Origin of the sequence: Streptomyces griseus, from assembly GCF_001715295.1 — a bacterium.
Classification (GTDB): domain Bacteria; phylum Actinomycetota; class Actinomycetes; order Streptomycetales; family Streptomycetaceae; genus Streptomyces; species Streptomyces griseus_G.
This window is the reverse complement of sequence record NZ_MDKB01000002.1, coordinates 1,284,387-1,298,517: the sequence shown is the minus strand read 5'-3', so window position 1 is coordinate 1,298,517 and position 14,131 is coordinate 1,284,387. Positions and strand designations below refer to the sequence as shown.

The 14,131-nt window shown below is 73.6% G+C and carries 12 protein-coding genes; 5 read left to right on the top strand and 7 right to left on the bottom strand.

What is annotated here, in order from left to right; all coding sequences use genetic code 11:
• Positions 1 to 13: 13 nt before the first annotated feature.
• The 3 genes from BA175_RS12370 to BA175_RS12360 all read right to left on the bottom strand — a co-directional run bounded on the left by BA175_RS12370 (position 14) and on the right by BA175_RS12360 (position 3,571).
• Positions 14 to 1,519 (bottom strand): PTS transporter subunit EIIC, encoded by a 1,506-nt coding sequence (locus tag BA175_RS12370; RefSeq protein WP_069171345.1) that lies wholly within the window; start codon positions 1,517 to 1,519, stop codon positions 14 to 16.
• Positions 1,520 to 1,555: 36 nt separating this feature from the next.
• Positions 1,556 to 2,527 carry an N-acetylmuramic acid 6-phosphate etherase gene (gene murQ / locus BA175_RS12365; RefSeq protein WP_069171344.1) on the bottom strand — a complete coding sequence of 324 codons (972 nt, stop codon included), beginning with the start codon at positions 2,525 to 2,527 and terminating at the stop codon, positions 1,556 to 1,558.
• Between the two features lie 126 nt (positions 2,528 to 2,653).
• Positions 2,654 to 3,571 carry a MurR/RpiR family transcriptional regulator gene (locus BA175_RS12360; RefSeq protein WP_069171343.1) on the bottom strand — a complete coding sequence of 306 codons (918 nt, stop codon included), beginning with the start codon at positions 3,569 to 3,571 and terminating at the stop codon, positions 2,654 to 2,656.
• Positions 3,572 to 3,751: 180 nt separating this feature from the next.
• Between BA175_RS12360 and BA175_RS12355 the strand changes: the two genes are divergently transcribed.
• Complete coding sequence (locus BA175_RS12355) at positions 3,752 to 4,120, top strand: hypothetical protein (RefSeq protein WP_069171342.1); 369 nt, start codon at positions 3,752 to 3,754, stop codon at positions 4,118 to 4,120.
• Positions 4,117 to 4,398, top strand: coding sequence for a DUF4031 domain-containing protein (locus BA175_RS12350; protein WP_069171341.1), 282 nt, complete (start codon positions 4,117 to 4,119; stop codon positions 4,396 to 4,398). The genes BA175_RS12355 and BA175_RS12350 overlap by 4 nt, the downstream gene beginning before the upstream one ends.
• A gap of 41 nt (positions 4,399 to 4,439) precedes the next feature.
• Here BA175_RS12350 and BA175_RS12345 read toward each other — a convergent pair whose 3' ends face one another.
• Positions 4,440 to 5,672, bottom strand: coding sequence for a Cmx/CmrA family chloramphenicol efflux MFS transporter (locus tag BA175_RS12345; RefSeq protein ID WP_107407583.1), 1,233 nt, complete (start codon positions 5,670 to 5,672; stop codon positions 4,440 to 4,442).
• A gap of 391 nt (positions 5,673 to 6,063) precedes the next feature.
• On the bottom strand, positions 6,064 to 6,708 hold the full coding sequence (locus BA175_RS12340; protein WP_069171339.1) for an HD domain-containing protein: 645 nt from the start codon (positions 6,706 to 6,708) through the stop codon (positions 6,064 to 6,066).
• A gap of 204 nt (positions 6,709 to 6,912) precedes the next feature.
• Here BA175_RS12340 and BA175_RS12335 point away from each other — a divergent pair, with 204 nt between their 5' ends.
• Complete coding sequence (locus BA175_RS12335) at positions 6,913 to 7,602, top strand: copper homeostasis protein CutC (protein ID WP_069171338.1); 690 nt, start codon at positions 6,913 to 6,915, stop codon at positions 7,600 to 7,602.
• A 471-nt stretch (positions 7,603 to 8,073) separates the two neighbouring features.
• Here BA175_RS12335 and BA175_RS12330 read toward each other — a convergent pair whose 3' ends face one another.
• A complete protein-coding gene (locus BA175_RS12330; RefSeq protein ID WP_069171337.1) occupies positions 8,074 to 10,140 on the bottom strand; it encodes a HelD family protein in 2,067 nt (688 codons plus the stop codon).
• Positions 10,141 to 10,723: 583 nt separating this feature from the next.
• Between BA175_RS12330 and BA175_RS12325 the strand changes: the two genes are divergently transcribed.
• Positions 10,724 to 10,921 carry a hypothetical protein gene (locus tag BA175_RS12325; protein WP_069171336.1) on the top strand — a complete coding sequence of 66 codons (198 nt, stop codon included), beginning with the start codon at positions 10,724 to 10,726 and terminating at the stop codon, positions 10,919 to 10,921.
• A gap of 223 nt (positions 10,922 to 11,144) precedes the next feature.
• Here the strand turns inward: BA175_RS12325 and BA175_RS12320 are convergent, their stop codons facing one another.
• Complete coding sequence (locus tag BA175_RS12320; protein ID WP_079159508.1) at positions 11,145 to 12,785, bottom strand: DNA repair helicase XPB; 1,641 nt, start codon at positions 12,783 to 12,785, stop codon at positions 11,145 to 11,147.
• 559 nt (positions 12,786 to 13,344) lie between these two features.
• On the opposite strand from BA175_RS12320, the gene BA175_RS12315 reads away from it, so the two are divergent.
• On the top strand, positions 13,345 to 14,127 hold the full coding sequence (locus BA175_RS12315; RefSeq protein ID WP_069171335.1) for a uracil-DNA glycosylase: 783 nt from the start codon (positions 13,345 to 13,347) through the stop codon (positions 14,125 to 14,127).
• Positions 14,128 to 14,131 lie beyond the last annotated feature (4 nt).

Sequence of the window (14,131 nt, the reverse complement as noted above, 5' to 3'; positions counted from 1 at the left end):
AGGGGTTTCCCGGTCAGACCCCGGCGGGTTCCTCGGCCGGGGAACCACCCTCGGCGGCCGGGCCGGTGGCCGTCGGCGTGTCGTGGGCCGTGCCCTGGGGGACGTCGAACTCCGCGAGCAGGGACCTGCTGAAGCCGAAGAAGTACGTCGTCACGAAGCCCGCGACGTATCCGACGAGCAGGCCGCCCGCGTAGATCGCGAGGGTGGAGCCCAGCCCGTGGTTGCCGTCCAGGAGCGGGAACAGGGCCCAGCCGGACGGACCGATGGCTGTGGAGCCGACCGAGTCACCCAGCTGGTTGAACAGGCCCACGAAGCCACCGCCGAACGCGCCGCCCACACAGGCGGTGACGAACGGGCGGCCCAGGGGCAGCGAGACGCCGTAGATCAGCGGCTCGCCGACGCCCAGCAGCCCTGCGGGCAGGGCGGACCTGATGGTCCTGCGGATCGACTCGTTACGGGGGAGACGGAGGTAGACCGCGGCAGCCGCGCCGACCTGGCCCGCGCCGGCCATGGCGAGGATCGGGAGCAGTACGGTGAAGCCCTGCTGCTCGATCAGGGTCGTGTGGATGGGGATCAGGGCCTGGTGCAGGCCCAGCATCACCAGGGGCAGGAAGAAGCCGCCGAGCACGAAGCCCGCGCCGGCACCGCCCGTCGAGAGCAGCCAGTCGGCGAAGGTGCCGATGGCGGAGGAGACCTCACCGGCCACGTACATCAGGCCGAAGATCGTGACCAGGCCGGAGACCAGCACCGTCAGGGTCGGCGTGACCAGGACGTCCAGGGACTCCGGGACCCAGCGGCGGCACCACTTCTCGACGTACACCGCAAGGACCGCGGCGCCCAGGGCGCCGAGGACGCCGCCCTGGCCGGGCGAGAGCGTCTGGCCGAAGGCGTGGACGTTCGCCACACCGGGGAAGACGATGATCGCCGCGACCGCGCCGCCCAGGATCGGCGTGCCGCCGAACTCCTTCGCCGTGTTGTAGCCGACGAAGACCGCGATCAGCGCCATGAAGCCGGAGGCCATCGCCGCCAGGGCCGGGGTGACCGAGGTCAGCTGGCCCAGGTTCACCAGGAGGCCGTTCAGGCCGGCGATGATGCCGCAACCGATCAGGGCCGGGATCAGCGGGACGAAGATGTTCGCGATCCTGCGCAGGAACAGTTTGAACGGGGTGGCGTTCTTCGCCTTCTGCCGCGCCTTGAGGGCCGCCCCCTTGTCCGCGAGGTCCTCCGCGGGGCCGGCGGCGGTTCCCCCGGAGGCGCGGCCCTCCTCGACCAGCTGCTCGAACTCCGGGGTGACCCGGGCGACCGTGCCCGGGCCGAGGACGATCTGGTACGTGTCGTCCTCGACCACGCCCATCACGGCCGGGACCGCCTTCAGGGCCTCGTCGTCGACGAGGGAGCGGTCGTGCAGGCCCAGCCGGAGGCGGGTCATGCAGTGGGCGATCGAGCTGACGTTCGCGGCGCCACCGACGAGCGGCAGGATCGCGGCGGCGGTGGCGCGGTTCTTGTCTTCAGTAGCCATGGTGCGTGGTGCCTTGCTGTGCGGGGGAGTAGTGCGTCAGGTGGTGCGTACGGCCGCCAGGGCGGCGCGGAGATGGCCGTGCGCATCGGCCAGGAGCGTGGCGGCGGTGGGGCCGTCGACCCCGCCCAGGATGGTGAGGATGGCGTTCTTCACCTCGCCGTCGGTGGCGGCGAGGGCGGCCTCGATCTCCTGGTCGGAGGCGCCGGTGGCGAGGGAGACGATCCGGCGGGAGCGGGCGCGCAGCTTCTCGTTGGAAGCGCGCACGTCGACCATGAGGTTTCCGTACGTCTTGCCGAGTCGGATCATCGTGATCGTCGACAGCATGTTGAGGACGAGCTTCTGGGCCGTGCCGGCCTTGAGCCGGGTGGAACCGGTGAGCAGCTCCGGGCCGACGACGATCTCCAGGCCGTGCTCGGCGGCCGCGGCGAGCGCCGAGTCCGCGTTGCAGGACAGGCCGAGGGTGAGTGCGCCTCGGCGGCGGGCGTGCTCCACCGCCCCGATGGCGTACGGCGTGCGGCCGGAGGCGGAGATCCCGACCACCGTGTCGTCCGCCGTGAGGCCCAGCCCGTCCAGGTCCGCGGCGGCCAGCTCCTTGCTGTCCTCCGCACCTTCCACGGCCTTGACCATGGCGGAGGGGCCGCCCGCGATCAGGCCGACGACCTCGGACGGGTCGGTGTTGAAGGTGGGCGGGCACTCGCTAGCGTCGAGGACACCGAGGCGGCCCGCCGTCCCCGCCCCCGCGTAGATCAGCCGGCCACCGCGCGCCATGCGCTCGGCGGTGGCGTCGATCGCGGCGGCGATCTCCGGCAGCTTCTCGGCGACGGCGGCGGGGACGGTGCTGTCCTCGCCGTTCATGATCCGGGCGATCTCCCGCGTCGGCAGCCGGTCGATCTCGGCGAGCTCCGGGCGGAACGCCTCGGTGGTGAGGGTGTCGAGCTGGGCGCGCAGCTCGCCGTAGCCGTCGGGTTCGGTGCCGGGTCCGGCGCTGGGGTCGGTGGTCGAGGTCATGGACAGCGGCTCTGCTTTCTCGTGCTCGTACGGTTCAGCGGGTGCGGGTGCGGGTGCGGGTGCGGGCGTGCGGTGCGCGCGGGGCGCGGGCGTGCGTGAGGGTCCTGGCCGGGCGGTCCGGCGGTGTCAGCGGCTGCGGGGGGCGTGGCGGTGGGCGAGCGCCTCGTAGGAGGCGGCCAGTGCCGGTGCGGCCGTTTCGTACGTGCGCTGGGCGACGCCTATGAAAAGGCAGTCGACGACGAGCAGCTGGCTCGTCCTGCTCGACATGGCGGCCGGACGCAGCTCGCTCTCCCGGGCGGTGGACGTGGTCAGGAGGTGGTCGGCGTACTGCGAGACCGGTCCGTCCGGGCGGCCGGTGATCGCGATCGTGGTCGCCCCCCGGTCGAAGGCGACCCGGAGCGGCTCTATGGCGTCCCCCGTCGAACCGGAGTGTGTGATCGCGATGGCCACGTCGCCGGAGCGGAGCTGCACGGCGTTGGTCACGGCGAGGTGCGGATCCGTGTGGGCGTGGGCGATCAGGCCGATGCGCAGGAGCTTCTGCGCCAGGTCCTGGCCGACGAGGGACGAGGCGCCGACGCCGTAGATGTCGATGCGGCGGGCGGTCGCCGCGGCGGCGACCGCGGCGCCGAGCTGGACGGTGTCGAGACCGGCGGCGGTGTCGGCGAGGGTCTGCTGCTCGTCGTAGGCGAGCTTGGTGACGACATCGGCGATCGGGTCGTCGACCGCGATGTCCGCGGTGACGGCCGGCGCCCTCCCGGACTGCTGGTGGGCGGCGAGCCCCGCCAGGGCCAGGCGAAGATCGCGGTACCCGGGGTAGCCGAGGAGGCGCGCCGTGCGGACCACGGTGGCCTCGCTGGTGCCGGTGAGCTCGGCGAGACCCGTGACGGTGAGGGCGGCGCACCCTGCGGGGTCCCCGGCGACTGCTTCGGCGACCCGCTGCATGGAGCGGGTCATGGACGGTGCCAGGGTCCGCACCTTGGCCGCGAGCGCGGCGGGCGCGGGAGGCGAATCGGCGCTGAAACTTTCCTTCACGTCATTGGTCACCCCTGAAAGTTATTTCCGCCCCGTCCTCCCGTCAATCCCCCGTGGCCCCACGGGGGGTGGAGGGTGGAATCGGGAGCGATATGCCCGATTCGGGCGTCCGTAATTCCCCACCGGCCCGGCCCACCGACCAGTCCCGTCGGCCACCGGGGGCTCGCGGGGCCGCCGGGGGACAATGGGGGTATGGAGGTGGACGGGGTGGAGCGGGAGTTGCACACGGCGCGGGCACTGGTGATGGCGGATCTGGTCGCGGGAGACGTGGCCGACGCCGGGATCGTCTCGCTGGTCGAGGACGCGGTGACCCATCGCAGGTGGTGGGTCGAGCAGTGGCCCGAGGGCGCGGCCTTCGTCACCGGTCTGATAGCCCAGGACGTCCAGGACGCCCTGCTGGAACGGTACGGCCGCTGGCCGTTGTGCCCGGTCTGCAGGGAAGGCGGACCCCACGCGCTGGAGGTCGAGCCGGAACTCGGCCCCGATCCGCACTGGGTCTGCGGCGAGTCCATGGTGTCCGTCGCGCCCGTGGGGGCGCTCGCCGAGGTCATGCGCCGGTGACCGTCTACATCGACCCGCCCACCTGGCCGGGGCACGGGCGCATGTGGTCGCACTTGGTCAGCGACGTGTCGTTCGAGGAGCTGCACGCCTTCGCCGCGTCGATCGGCTGCCCGCCGAAGGCGTTCGAACGGGACCACTACGACATCCCGGAGGCCCGCTATGCCGACGCCGTACGCGCCGGGGCGCGTGAGGTCGGGCCGAAGGAGATCGTGCGCCGGCTCACCGCCGCCGGACTGCGACGCCCGAAGGGGCGGCCCGCACCGTCGCCGTCCCGCTGACGGCCCGCTCCGTCACGCCGTCGCGCGCGACGGCCGCTCCGTCATGCCTGCGCGCCGGCGGTCCGGTCCGTCGGCTGCCCGGTGACGGCATGCGCCGGTGCGCCCGCCGCCACGCGGCGCGAGGGCGTACCGCCGCTGCCCAGTCGCAGCGACACCGCCACGGCCGCAAGCCCCAGCAGCAGCATCGCGGCGCCCGCCCAGGCCGTCGCCGGGAAGCCCAGGTCGGCGTCGATCACCGCGCCGCCCAGCCAGGGGCCGCTCGTGTTGCCCAGGTTGAACGCCGCGGTCGTCGTCGCGCCCGCCAGTGTCGGGGCCACACCCGCGACGTTGAACATCCGGGCGTTGAGCGCCGGAGCCGTGTAGAAGGCGGACAGACCGAGCAGGAACGCCAGGATGACGACCGCGACCTGGTTCGAGGCGAGGAGAGCCAGCGCCACCAGGAAGACCGTCGACGCGCTGATGCCGCTCATGAGGACGCCGAAGAGGTGCGCGTCCGCGACCCGCCCGCCGATCGTCGTGCCGATCAGCGCGCCGAGACCGAACAGCGCGAGCACCCACGGCACCCAGCCCGCGCTCAGGCCGGCGACATCGGTGAGCAGCGGCGCGAGATAGCTGAACGCGCAGAAGACACCGCCCGCGGCGAGCGCGGTGATGACGATGGACAACCAGACCTGGCGGTCCCGGTAGATGGCGACCTCGCGCCTCAACTGCGGCTTCCGGTCCGGCAGCGGGATACGCGGGATGCGGGTGACGACGCCGGCCAGCGCCACGGCGGACGCCGCCCCTACGGCCCAGAACGCCGAACGCCAGCCGAGGCTCTCCCCGAGGAACGCGCCCAGCGGCACGCCCAGGACGTTGGCGATCGAGAGCCCGCCGATCATCACGGCCATCGCCCTGGCCCGCGCGCCGACCGGAACCATCGCGATGGCGACGGCCGCCCCCACGGCCCAGAACCCGGCGCACGCCAGGGCGCTCACCACCCGGGAGACGAAGAGCACCTCGTACGTCGGTGCCAGCGCCCCCGCGACCTGCCCGAGACCGAAGGCGGAGATGAGCGCGATCAGGGTCGTCCGGCGGGGCAGCCGGAGCGTGGCGACGGCCAGCAGCGGGGCACCGATCACCATGCCGATCGCGAAGGCGGATATGAGGAGACCGGCCTGGGGGATCGACACGTTCATGTCGTCGGCGATGGGTGGCAGCAGCCCGGACAGCATGAACTCACTGGTACCGAGAGCGAAGACCGAAAGGCCCAGGATGTAGACGGCCGACGGCATACGGGCACGGCCGGAAGCGGTCGGGGCTGAGTCGGACGGAGCGGAGGCCGCGGAGCCGGCCGGGGCGGAGTCGGGCATGACAGTGGGCAACAGGTGGATACGCCCCGGAATTCCCCTGTCCCGGTGGGTGAGCAGGGAAGCGAGGCGATTGCGCGCCGCCTGCGGCGGGGTGGAGGAGGCCCGGGGGTGGAGGCGGTCGGGTGCGGTCCGGGAGAGCCGGGTGCTCTCAGTTGCGGTCACGGGTCCCGGGCGGGCCGCGTGACCCGTGAGGCGGGTGTTCGGCGTGGTGAGGGTCCTGTTCCGGGGGACGGCTCGGCCGGTGTCCGGCCGGCGTCCCACGGGGGGTTCGGCCGGGGCTCGGATCCACGGGGCGTCGGCGCGCGGGGAGCGCTCAGCGGGGGAGCAGCTCCAGTTCCGTCGTCAGGTTCTGGCGGGCCCGTGGCTCCCATTCCGCCGCCCCGTGCGGCGTACGGAACAGGCAGGGCAGGCCCAGCAGCTGCCGTAGGACGGCAGCCCGGCCCTCGCGGAACGCCTCGTCAGGGACGAAGCCGTACTCCTCCCTGACCTGGGCCGCGTAGGCCGCGTACTCCTTCGGGCCTGCCGCCAGGATGGCCAGGTCCGCGTCGCACAGCACCTCGCCGTTGGTGTCGCCCCCGGCCGGGTCGTGGGTGACGGTCAGGCGTACCAGCCGTGCGACCTCCGCCGTCGCCGCGTCGGCGACACCGGCCTCGGGCAGGGCCCGCTCGGCCAGTGCCGCGCTGCGCTCCTCGTTCTCCGAGCGGTCCGGGCGGTAGACCGCGTCGTGGAACCAGACGGCGAGGCGCACCAGGTCCGGGTCGGCGGCGTGGGCCGCCAGCGTGTCCACATGGTCCAGGACCTGCGTCAGATGAGCGGTGGTGTGGTACTTGCGATGGGGTTCGGCCCAGCGGGCCAGGAGATGGTCGGCGTAGGGGAGCGGGTCGGGCCCCGGGACAGGGCCCCGGACGGCGAGAAGGGTGTCCTGCCAGCGGGTGCGGAGCGTCTGCACGTCGGTCATAGGGCGACTGTAGAGCCGGTTGGTGCGCGCCCGACGGGGGGAGGGAGAGGGGGAGACCGGGTCTCCGGTACCTCCCCGGTCGCGCGGGCCGGCCGCATGCCGCGGGCGCGTGCCTGCGGGGAGCTGCGTGTGCGGGGGGACGCCCCGTAGGCTGGTCAATGGACTAGACCTATACCAACAGCCGCTCCGAAGAATGGGAAGCCCATGAGCAACCGTGCAGTCCTGGAGGTGATCGCTCTCGACGCGGAGGACGCGGTCGCGGCTCAGGCGGGTGGTGCGGACCGCCTCGAACTGGTCACCGACATGGCCGCCGACGGCCTGACCCCGTCCCGGGCGGTGTTCGCCCGGATCCGGGCCGCCGTCGACATCCCCCTGCGGGTGATGCTCAGGGTGGCGGACGGGTTCGCGGCCGGTGACATCGGGATCCTGGTGGAGAAGGCGCACGAGATGCGGGCCGCGGGAGCCGAGGAGTTCGTCCTCGGGTTCCTCGACCGGGACGGACACGTGGACCTGGTCGCCGTCGAGCGGCTCGTGGCCGAACTGGAGGGCTGCCCGTGGACCTTCCACCGTGCGATCGACCGGGCCGTCGACCGCGACGCCCTGCGCACGCACCTCGCCGAGATGCCAGGCCTGGACACCTACCTCACGGCCGGCGCGGCGACCGGCGTCGACGACGGCATCCCGACCCTGCTGGCCGAGGCGGCCCGCTCGGGCCGGCCCGGATACCGAGCGCAGATCATGGTCGGCGGCGGCCTCCGCCTGGACCACCTGCCGCGCCTCCTGGAAGCGGGCATCGACGCGTTCCACATCGGAGGCGCGGCCCGTCCCGGAGGCTGGTCGGGACCCGTGGACGTGGCGGCCGTACGCGAGTGGCGCGCGGCGCTCGACGGCTGACACGCCCCCGGCCGCACCGCCCGGTGGTCACTGCGGTGACCGATCGGCCCCTGCCGCACCGCGTGGCGCCCCCGGCCGCACCGCCCGGTGGTCACTGCGGTGACCGATCGGCCCCTGCCGCGCCGCGACGCACCGCCCGGTGGTCACCGGGTGATCCGACCGGCTGCCGCCGTACCGCGTGGCTCCGCCGGCCGCACCGCCCGGTGGTCACTGTGGTGACCGATCGGCCCCTGCCGCACTGCGTCGCCCGGGGTGTGCCGGTCGCGGGGCCGGGTGCTCACCGCGGTGATCCGACCGGATCCTGCCGCAGTGCAGCGCGCCGTCGGCCGCGTCGCCCGGGTGGAGACTGGGTGACCGACCGGCTCTGCCGCACCGCGACGCCCCCGGGGTGCGCCGGTCGCGGGGCCCGGCTCCCCGGCAGCCGTCCGGCCGGGGGTGCGGCGCCACCGCGCGGCCCGGGAGCCGTCCGGGTCAGTCGTCCTGTGCGAGGTGGTCCGGGAGGGGCGCCGCGTGCACGACGACCAGGCCGGAGACCGCGCGGGTCAGGGCCACGTAGAGGCGGCGCAGCCCCGTGCGTTCGTCGGGTTCGCCGTCGACCACGGCCGCCGGTTCGTCCAGCACCACGTAGTCGTACTCCAGGCCCTTGGCCAGCGACGCCGGGACCAGCGTCAGCCGGGAGTCGGCCGTCGTCTCCTCGCCGGGTGAGAGGGAGCGGTGGCCGGCCGCGGCCAGCGCCCCGGCCAGGACCGGGACGCGGGCGTCCGCCGCGATCAGGCCGATCGAGCCTTCGTGGCGCAGCGACTCCTCGCACGCCGCGACCACCGCCGCGTCCAGGGCCTCCGGCGCCACCTCCCGCACGTCCAGCGAGCCGGGCGTCTCACGTACGGACTCCACGGCGGCCAGACCCGGGGAGATCGCGGGGAGCAGCCGCGAGGCGTACGCGATCACCTCGCGCGGCACACGGAACCCGGCGGTGAGCTCCTCCACCACCGCGTCCGCCTTGCCCAGGTGGAACAGCGCCCGCTCCCAGCTCTCCGTCGACCACGGGGTCGTCCCCTGTGCCAGGTCGCCGAGGACGGTCGCCGAGCCGGTCGAGCAGCGGCGGCCCACCGCGCGGTACTGCATCGGTGACAGGTCCTGGGCCTCGTCGATCACGACGTGGCCCAGCGAGTGCGTACGCGCCACCAGGTCGGCCGCCTCGTCGATCAGGACCGCGTCGGCCGCCGTCCACATGGCCGACTTCACGCTACGGGCGGGCTTGGCCATCAGGATCCGCTTCTGCTCGTCCTCGGTCAGCAGCCCCTCCGCGTGCGCGGCCAGGAACTCCGCGTCCGTCAGGAGCCGCAGCACCAGTTTGGCCGGTTCCACCGCCGGCCAGATCGCCTTCACGGCCGCCTTCACCGCGGGATTGCGCGCCACCGCGTTCTGCACGCGGTCGTCGGGGGCCTCGCCCGCCTCTTCCATCCGGACGAGCACGGCGTGCGCGATGCGTTGCGGAAGGGCCTCGTGCGCCGCGCCGTAGCGCATGTCACGGGCCAGCAACTCACCGACCATCTCCTCGACTTCGTACGCGGGCACCCGCCAGCGGCGCGAGCCGCGCACCACGACGACCGGTTCCGTCGGAGGCGTGACGTGCGAGCGGATCGCGCGCCGCAGGGCCTCGGCCATCCGGGCGTCGCCCTTGACGACGGCGGCTGCCGCCTCGTCCGTCCCCCGGACCTCGACCCGCGCCGCCACCAGGTCCTCGACCGTCGCCTGCTTCACCTCCAGCTCACCGAGGGTGGGCAGGACCTGCTCGATGTAGTGGAGGAAGGACCGGTTGGGGCCGATGACGAGGGTGCCGGTACGGGCGAGGCGCTCGCGGTGCGCGTACAGCAGGTAGGCGACCCGGTGCAGGCCCACGGCCGTCTTCCCGGTGCCGGGACCGCCCTGGACGCAGACCGTCCCGCCGAGTCCGCTGCGTACGATCTCGTCCTGCTCGGGCTGGATCGTCGCCACGATGTCCCGCATCGGGCCGACACGGGGCCGCTCGATCTCCGCCTGGAGGAGCTTGCTGGTCCGCTCGGTCTCCGACGGGTCGCTGAGGCGCTCGTCCTCGTACGCGGTCAGTTCCCCGCCGGTGTAGCCGAAGCGGCGGCGGCGGTCGACGTCCAGCGGGTTGTTCCTGGAGGCCTGGTAGAAGGGCTGGGAGACCGGGGCGCGCCAGTCGATGACCATGGGGTCGCCGTGGGCGTCGTGGACGTGGCGGCGGCCGATGTAGAACTGCTCCCCCTCGCTGCCCTCCGCGTCCTGCGCGCCGACCGTGTGCAGGTAGTCGAGGCGGCCGAAGAACAGCGGGGTGTGGGTGAGGTCGGCGAGCGCCTTGATGCGGTCGTCGATCTGGGCCTGCAGGACGGCGGCGTTGACCCAGTTCGCCGTGACGTCGCGGATGTCGAGCGCCTGCACGTCCTCGCGCATGGCGCGCAGCGCGGCGCGGGACTCGGCGAGATGGGCGCGCTCTCCGACCAGGGGATTACGTGTCTCTTCGTGCGCGGGCACGGTGTTGCCTCCGGCTTTTCAACGCAGGACGGCGGACCGCGCTCACCGCGCGGTCCGCTCGGGACGTTCACACAGGTGCGCACGCGCCCGGGGCGCGTACGGCTGTCGCAGGCCGGTTTCCGTCCGGTCGGCGGCGCTCCCCCGGCTGCCGGACGCTCAGGTGCGGCGGTCCGGTACCACGGTGCGGGAGGCGGGCAGACCGGAGAGTCTATCGACAGGGTTCCGCCGGTGCGAACCGATGAACCGGCGGGGCGGTTCGCCACGTGCGCCGGGGCGGGCCGGTCCGTGGACGACGGCAGGCCGGTGGAGCGCCGGGGCGGCGGGCCGGTGGAGCGGCGGACCGGCGGGACGGTGGAGCGCCGGGGCGGTGGGCCGGTGGAGCGGTGGGCCGGTGGAGCGGCGGTCCGGTGGGGCGGCGGGGCGGCAGGCTGGTGGAGCGGCCTTGTCCGCGACCGTCTCCCGGCCGGGACCGGCCGTCCACCCCGTAGGGGACCGCGTGCGACCTGCGGGCTACCCGGGCCCCCGCGGGCTTCCGTCCGCAGGGCGATGCCGCTCCGGGCGTCGGCGGCGCACCATGGAAGACATGAGCACCCTTTACCTGAACCCGCGCACGACCGGCCCCGCGCACGGCGCGGCGGCGGCCACCGGGCACTCCCCCGCCGACCGCCATCGGTTCGGCGAGGCGGTACGCGCGGTCGCCGTCTTCGTCCGTACCGCGATCGGAGTGACCGTCCTCGGCGAGTACGCCGAGGAGGCGGGCGTCGTCCGCCGTCACCGCTGAACCGCGCGCCCCGCGCCGGGGCCGTCGCGAGCCGCGCCGCTCTGCGTCGTGCGAGCCGTGCCGCGTCGGCCGCGGACGAGCCGGGCACCGGCGGCACAGCGTCGTGCTCCGAACCGGTCCGTCTCCGCCCGCCCCGTTCCGGACCGCGCCGACCCCGCGTGAGCCGGGCTCACGCCCGCCGGGAGCCCCGCGCGTCGGCTCGCAGCTCGCCGAGGGGGTCCGCTCAGCTCTCCGCGAGCAGCTCGTCCGCGTCGACGATCCGGTACGCGTACCCCTGTTCCGCCAGGAACCGCTGGCGGTGCGCCGCGAAGTCCTGGTCGATCGTGTCCCGCGCGACCACCGAGTAGAACCGGGCCTCGTGCCCGTCCGCCTTCGGCCGCAGCACCCGGCCGAGCCGCTGCGCCTCCTCCTGGCGCGACCCGAACGTCCCCGACACCTGGATGGCGACCGTCGCCTCCGGCAGGTCGATCGAGAAGTTCGCGACCTTCGACACCACCAGCACGCTGATCTCACCCTCCCGGAACGCGCCGAACAGCTTCTCGCGCTGCGCGTTGGTGGTCTCGCCCTTGATCACCGGGGCGTCCAGGTGCTCACCGAGCTCGTCGAGCTGGTCGATGTACTGCCCGATGACGAGGGTCTGTTCGCCCTGGTGCTTGCGTACGAGCGCCTCGGTGACCTTCCGCTTCGTCGCGGTCGTCGCGCAGAACCGGTACTTCTCCTCGGGCTCGGCCGTCGCGTACGCCAGCCGCTCCGAGTCCGTCAGATTGACGCGGACCTCGACGCAGTCGGCGGGCGCGATGTATCCCTGCGCTTCGATCTCCTTCCACGGAGCGTCGAAACGCTTGGGCCCGATGAGCGAGAACACGTCCGACTCGCGCCCGTCCTCGCGCACCAGCGTCGCGGTGAGCCCGAGGCGTCGACGCGCCTGGAGGTCGGCGGTGAACTTGAAGACGGGGGCGGGCAGCAGATGCACCTCGTCGTAGACGACCAGGCCCCAGTCGCGGGAGTCGAACAGCTCCAGGTGCGGGTAGACGCCTTTGCGCCGGGTCGTCAGCACCTGGTACGTGGCGATGGTGACCGGCCGGATCTCCTTGCGCGTACCGCTGTACTCGCCGATCTCGTCCTCGGTCAGCGAGGTCCGCTTCACCAGCTCGTGCTTCCACTGCCGGGCCGAGACGGTGTTGGTGACCAGGATCAGTGTCGTCGCCTTGGCCTCGGCCATCGCTCCCGCCCCGACCAGCGTCTTCCCCGCACCACAGGGGAGTACGACGACACCGGAGCCGCCGTGCCAGAACCCCTCGACGGCCTGCTTCTGGTACGGCCGCAGCGCCCAGCCGTTCTGGTCCAGCTCGATCGGGTGGGCCTCGCCGTCGACGTAACCGGCCAGGTCCTCGGCCGGCCAGCCGAGCTTCAGCAGGGTCTGCTTGATCTGCCCGCGCTCGGAGGGGTGCACGGCCACGGTGTCGGGGTCGATGCGCGCGCCGACGAGCGGCTGGACCTTCTTCGAGCGGAGGATCTCCTCGAGTACGGGCCGGTCGGTGGTGGTCAGCACCAGGCCGTGGACCGGATGCTTGGACAGGGTGAGCCGGCCGTACCGCGCCATCGTCTCGGCGATGTCGACGAGCAGCGCGTGCGGCACGGGGTAGCGCGAGTACTCCACGAGGGCGTCGACGACCTGCTCGGCGTCGTGCCCCGCGGCTCGGGCGTTCCACAGGCCGAGCGGGGTGACCCGGTAGGTGTGGATGTGCTCGGGCGCACGCTCCAGCTCCGCGAAGGGGGCGATCGCACGACGGCAGGCGTCGGCCATGTCGTGGTCGACTTCGAGGAGCAGCGTCTTGTCGCTCTGGACGATCAGGCAGGACACATATACCTCCGGAAGTAGGTCGTCCCGTGACGGACAGCACACCCGTGACGGCTCGGGCTCCGCCCCGTGCCCGGCGCTCGAAGGCTGTTCCGGCCGGTGCGCCGGGGACGCGCGCGGCCGGCCGTGTCATTCGCGGGAAACGGAAGATTCTACCTCGCCGGAGTACCGGCGAGCTGTGCGCGAGGTGTTGTGCCAGGCCGGGGACCGTCACACCGTGGCAGTGGAAGAAGGCGTCGACGGGTCCGGCTATTCCCCCGGACCGGATCGCCGGAGCCGCGACGGCGCTCCCGGGCGGACCCGGGGCCTCCCGCGCGGACCGGACCGCGCCGGTCCCTTGCGCGTGATCCCGGGGGGCGCGGACACCTCCGGGGATGTTCCGGGAAGGCGCGGACACGACCCGGGAAGGCGCCGAGGGCCCGTCACCGCCCGCCGGGAAGGCGCCGAGCGTCCGTCACCGCCCGCCCGGACGGGCAGGTACCGGACCACGGCGAGCCGGTCCGTCGGCGGCCACGGGGCGGGCTGGGCTTCCCCCGGCACGCCCAGCACGTAGCGTGGACGGATGGACGGAGCGGACGAGGTGGGCCGGGGGCCGGGCCCCGAGGAGCGGGGGTTCCCGGCGCATCACGCGGCCCGGAGTACCGGGCTGGGGGATCTGGACGGGCTCGTCGCGCAGTGCCGGGCCTGCCCGCGGCTGGTGGCCTGGCGGGAGGAGGTCGCCGTGGTGAAGCGGGCCGCCTTCCGGGAGCAGGACTACTGGGCCCGGCCGGTCCCCGGCTTCGGCCCCGGGGACGCGAAGGTCGCGGTGGTCGGTCTCGCACCCGCCGCGCACGGCGGCAACAGGACCGGGCGGATGTTCACCGGGGACGCGGCCGGCGACTTCCTCTTCGCGGCCCTCCACGAGGCGGGCCTCGCCTCCGCCCCGCGCTCCCTCCACCCCGGGGACGGGCTCCGCCTGTACGGCGTGCGGCTCACCTCTCCCGTGCACTGCGCCCCGCCCGCCAACAAGCCCACCCCTGAGGAACGTGACACCTGCCGGCCCTGGCTGGCGGCCGAACTGGACCTGCTCAGCCCCGGGCTGCGGGCGGTGGTCGTCCTCGGCGGCTTCGGCTGGCAGGCGCTTCTGCCCGTACTCGCCGACGCGGGGTGGACGGTGCCGCGCCCACGCCCCCTCTTCGGCCACGGGACCCACGTCGTGCTGCCCGCCACGGGCCACCGGCAGGAGCTGCACCTGCTCGGCAGCTACCACCCGAGCCAGCGCAACACCTTCACCGGACGGCTCACCACGCCGATGCTCGTGGACGTGCTCCGCGAGGCCGCCCGCCTCGGCGGAGTCACCGGGTGAGGCC

Coding starts and splice junctions, on each gene's coding strand:
- BA175_RS12370 (WP_069171345.1), bottom strand. CDS start 1,519: ATGGCTACTGAAGACAAGAACCGCGCCACCGCCGCCGCGATCCTGCCG.
- murQ (WP_069171344.1), bottom strand. CDS start 2,527: ATGACCTCGACCACCGACCCCAGCGCCGGACCCGGCACCGAACCCGAC.
- BA175_RS12355 (WP_069171342.1), top strand. CDS start 3,752: ATGGAGGTGGACGGGGTGGAGCGGGAGTTGCACACGGCGCGGGCACTG.
- BA175_RS12345 (WP_107407583.1), bottom strand. CDS start 5,672: ATGCCGTCGGCCGTCTACATCCTGGGCCTTTCGGTCTTCGCTCTCGGT.
- BA175_RS12340 (WP_069171339.1), bottom strand. CDS start 6,708: ATGACCGACGTGCAGACGCTCCGCACCCGCTGGCAGGACACCCTTCTC.
- BA175_RS12335 (WP_069171338.1), top strand. CDS start 6,913: ATGAGCAACCGTGCAGTCCTGGAGGTGATCGCTCTCGACGCGGAGGAC.
- BA175_RS12325 (WP_069171336.1), top strand. CDS start 10,724: ATGAGCACCCTTTACCTGAACCCGCGCACGACCGGCCCCGCGCACGGC.
- BA175_RS12315 (WP_069171335.1), top strand. CDS start 13,345: ATGGACGGAGCGGACGAGGTGGGCCGGGGGCCGGGCCCCGAGGAGCGG.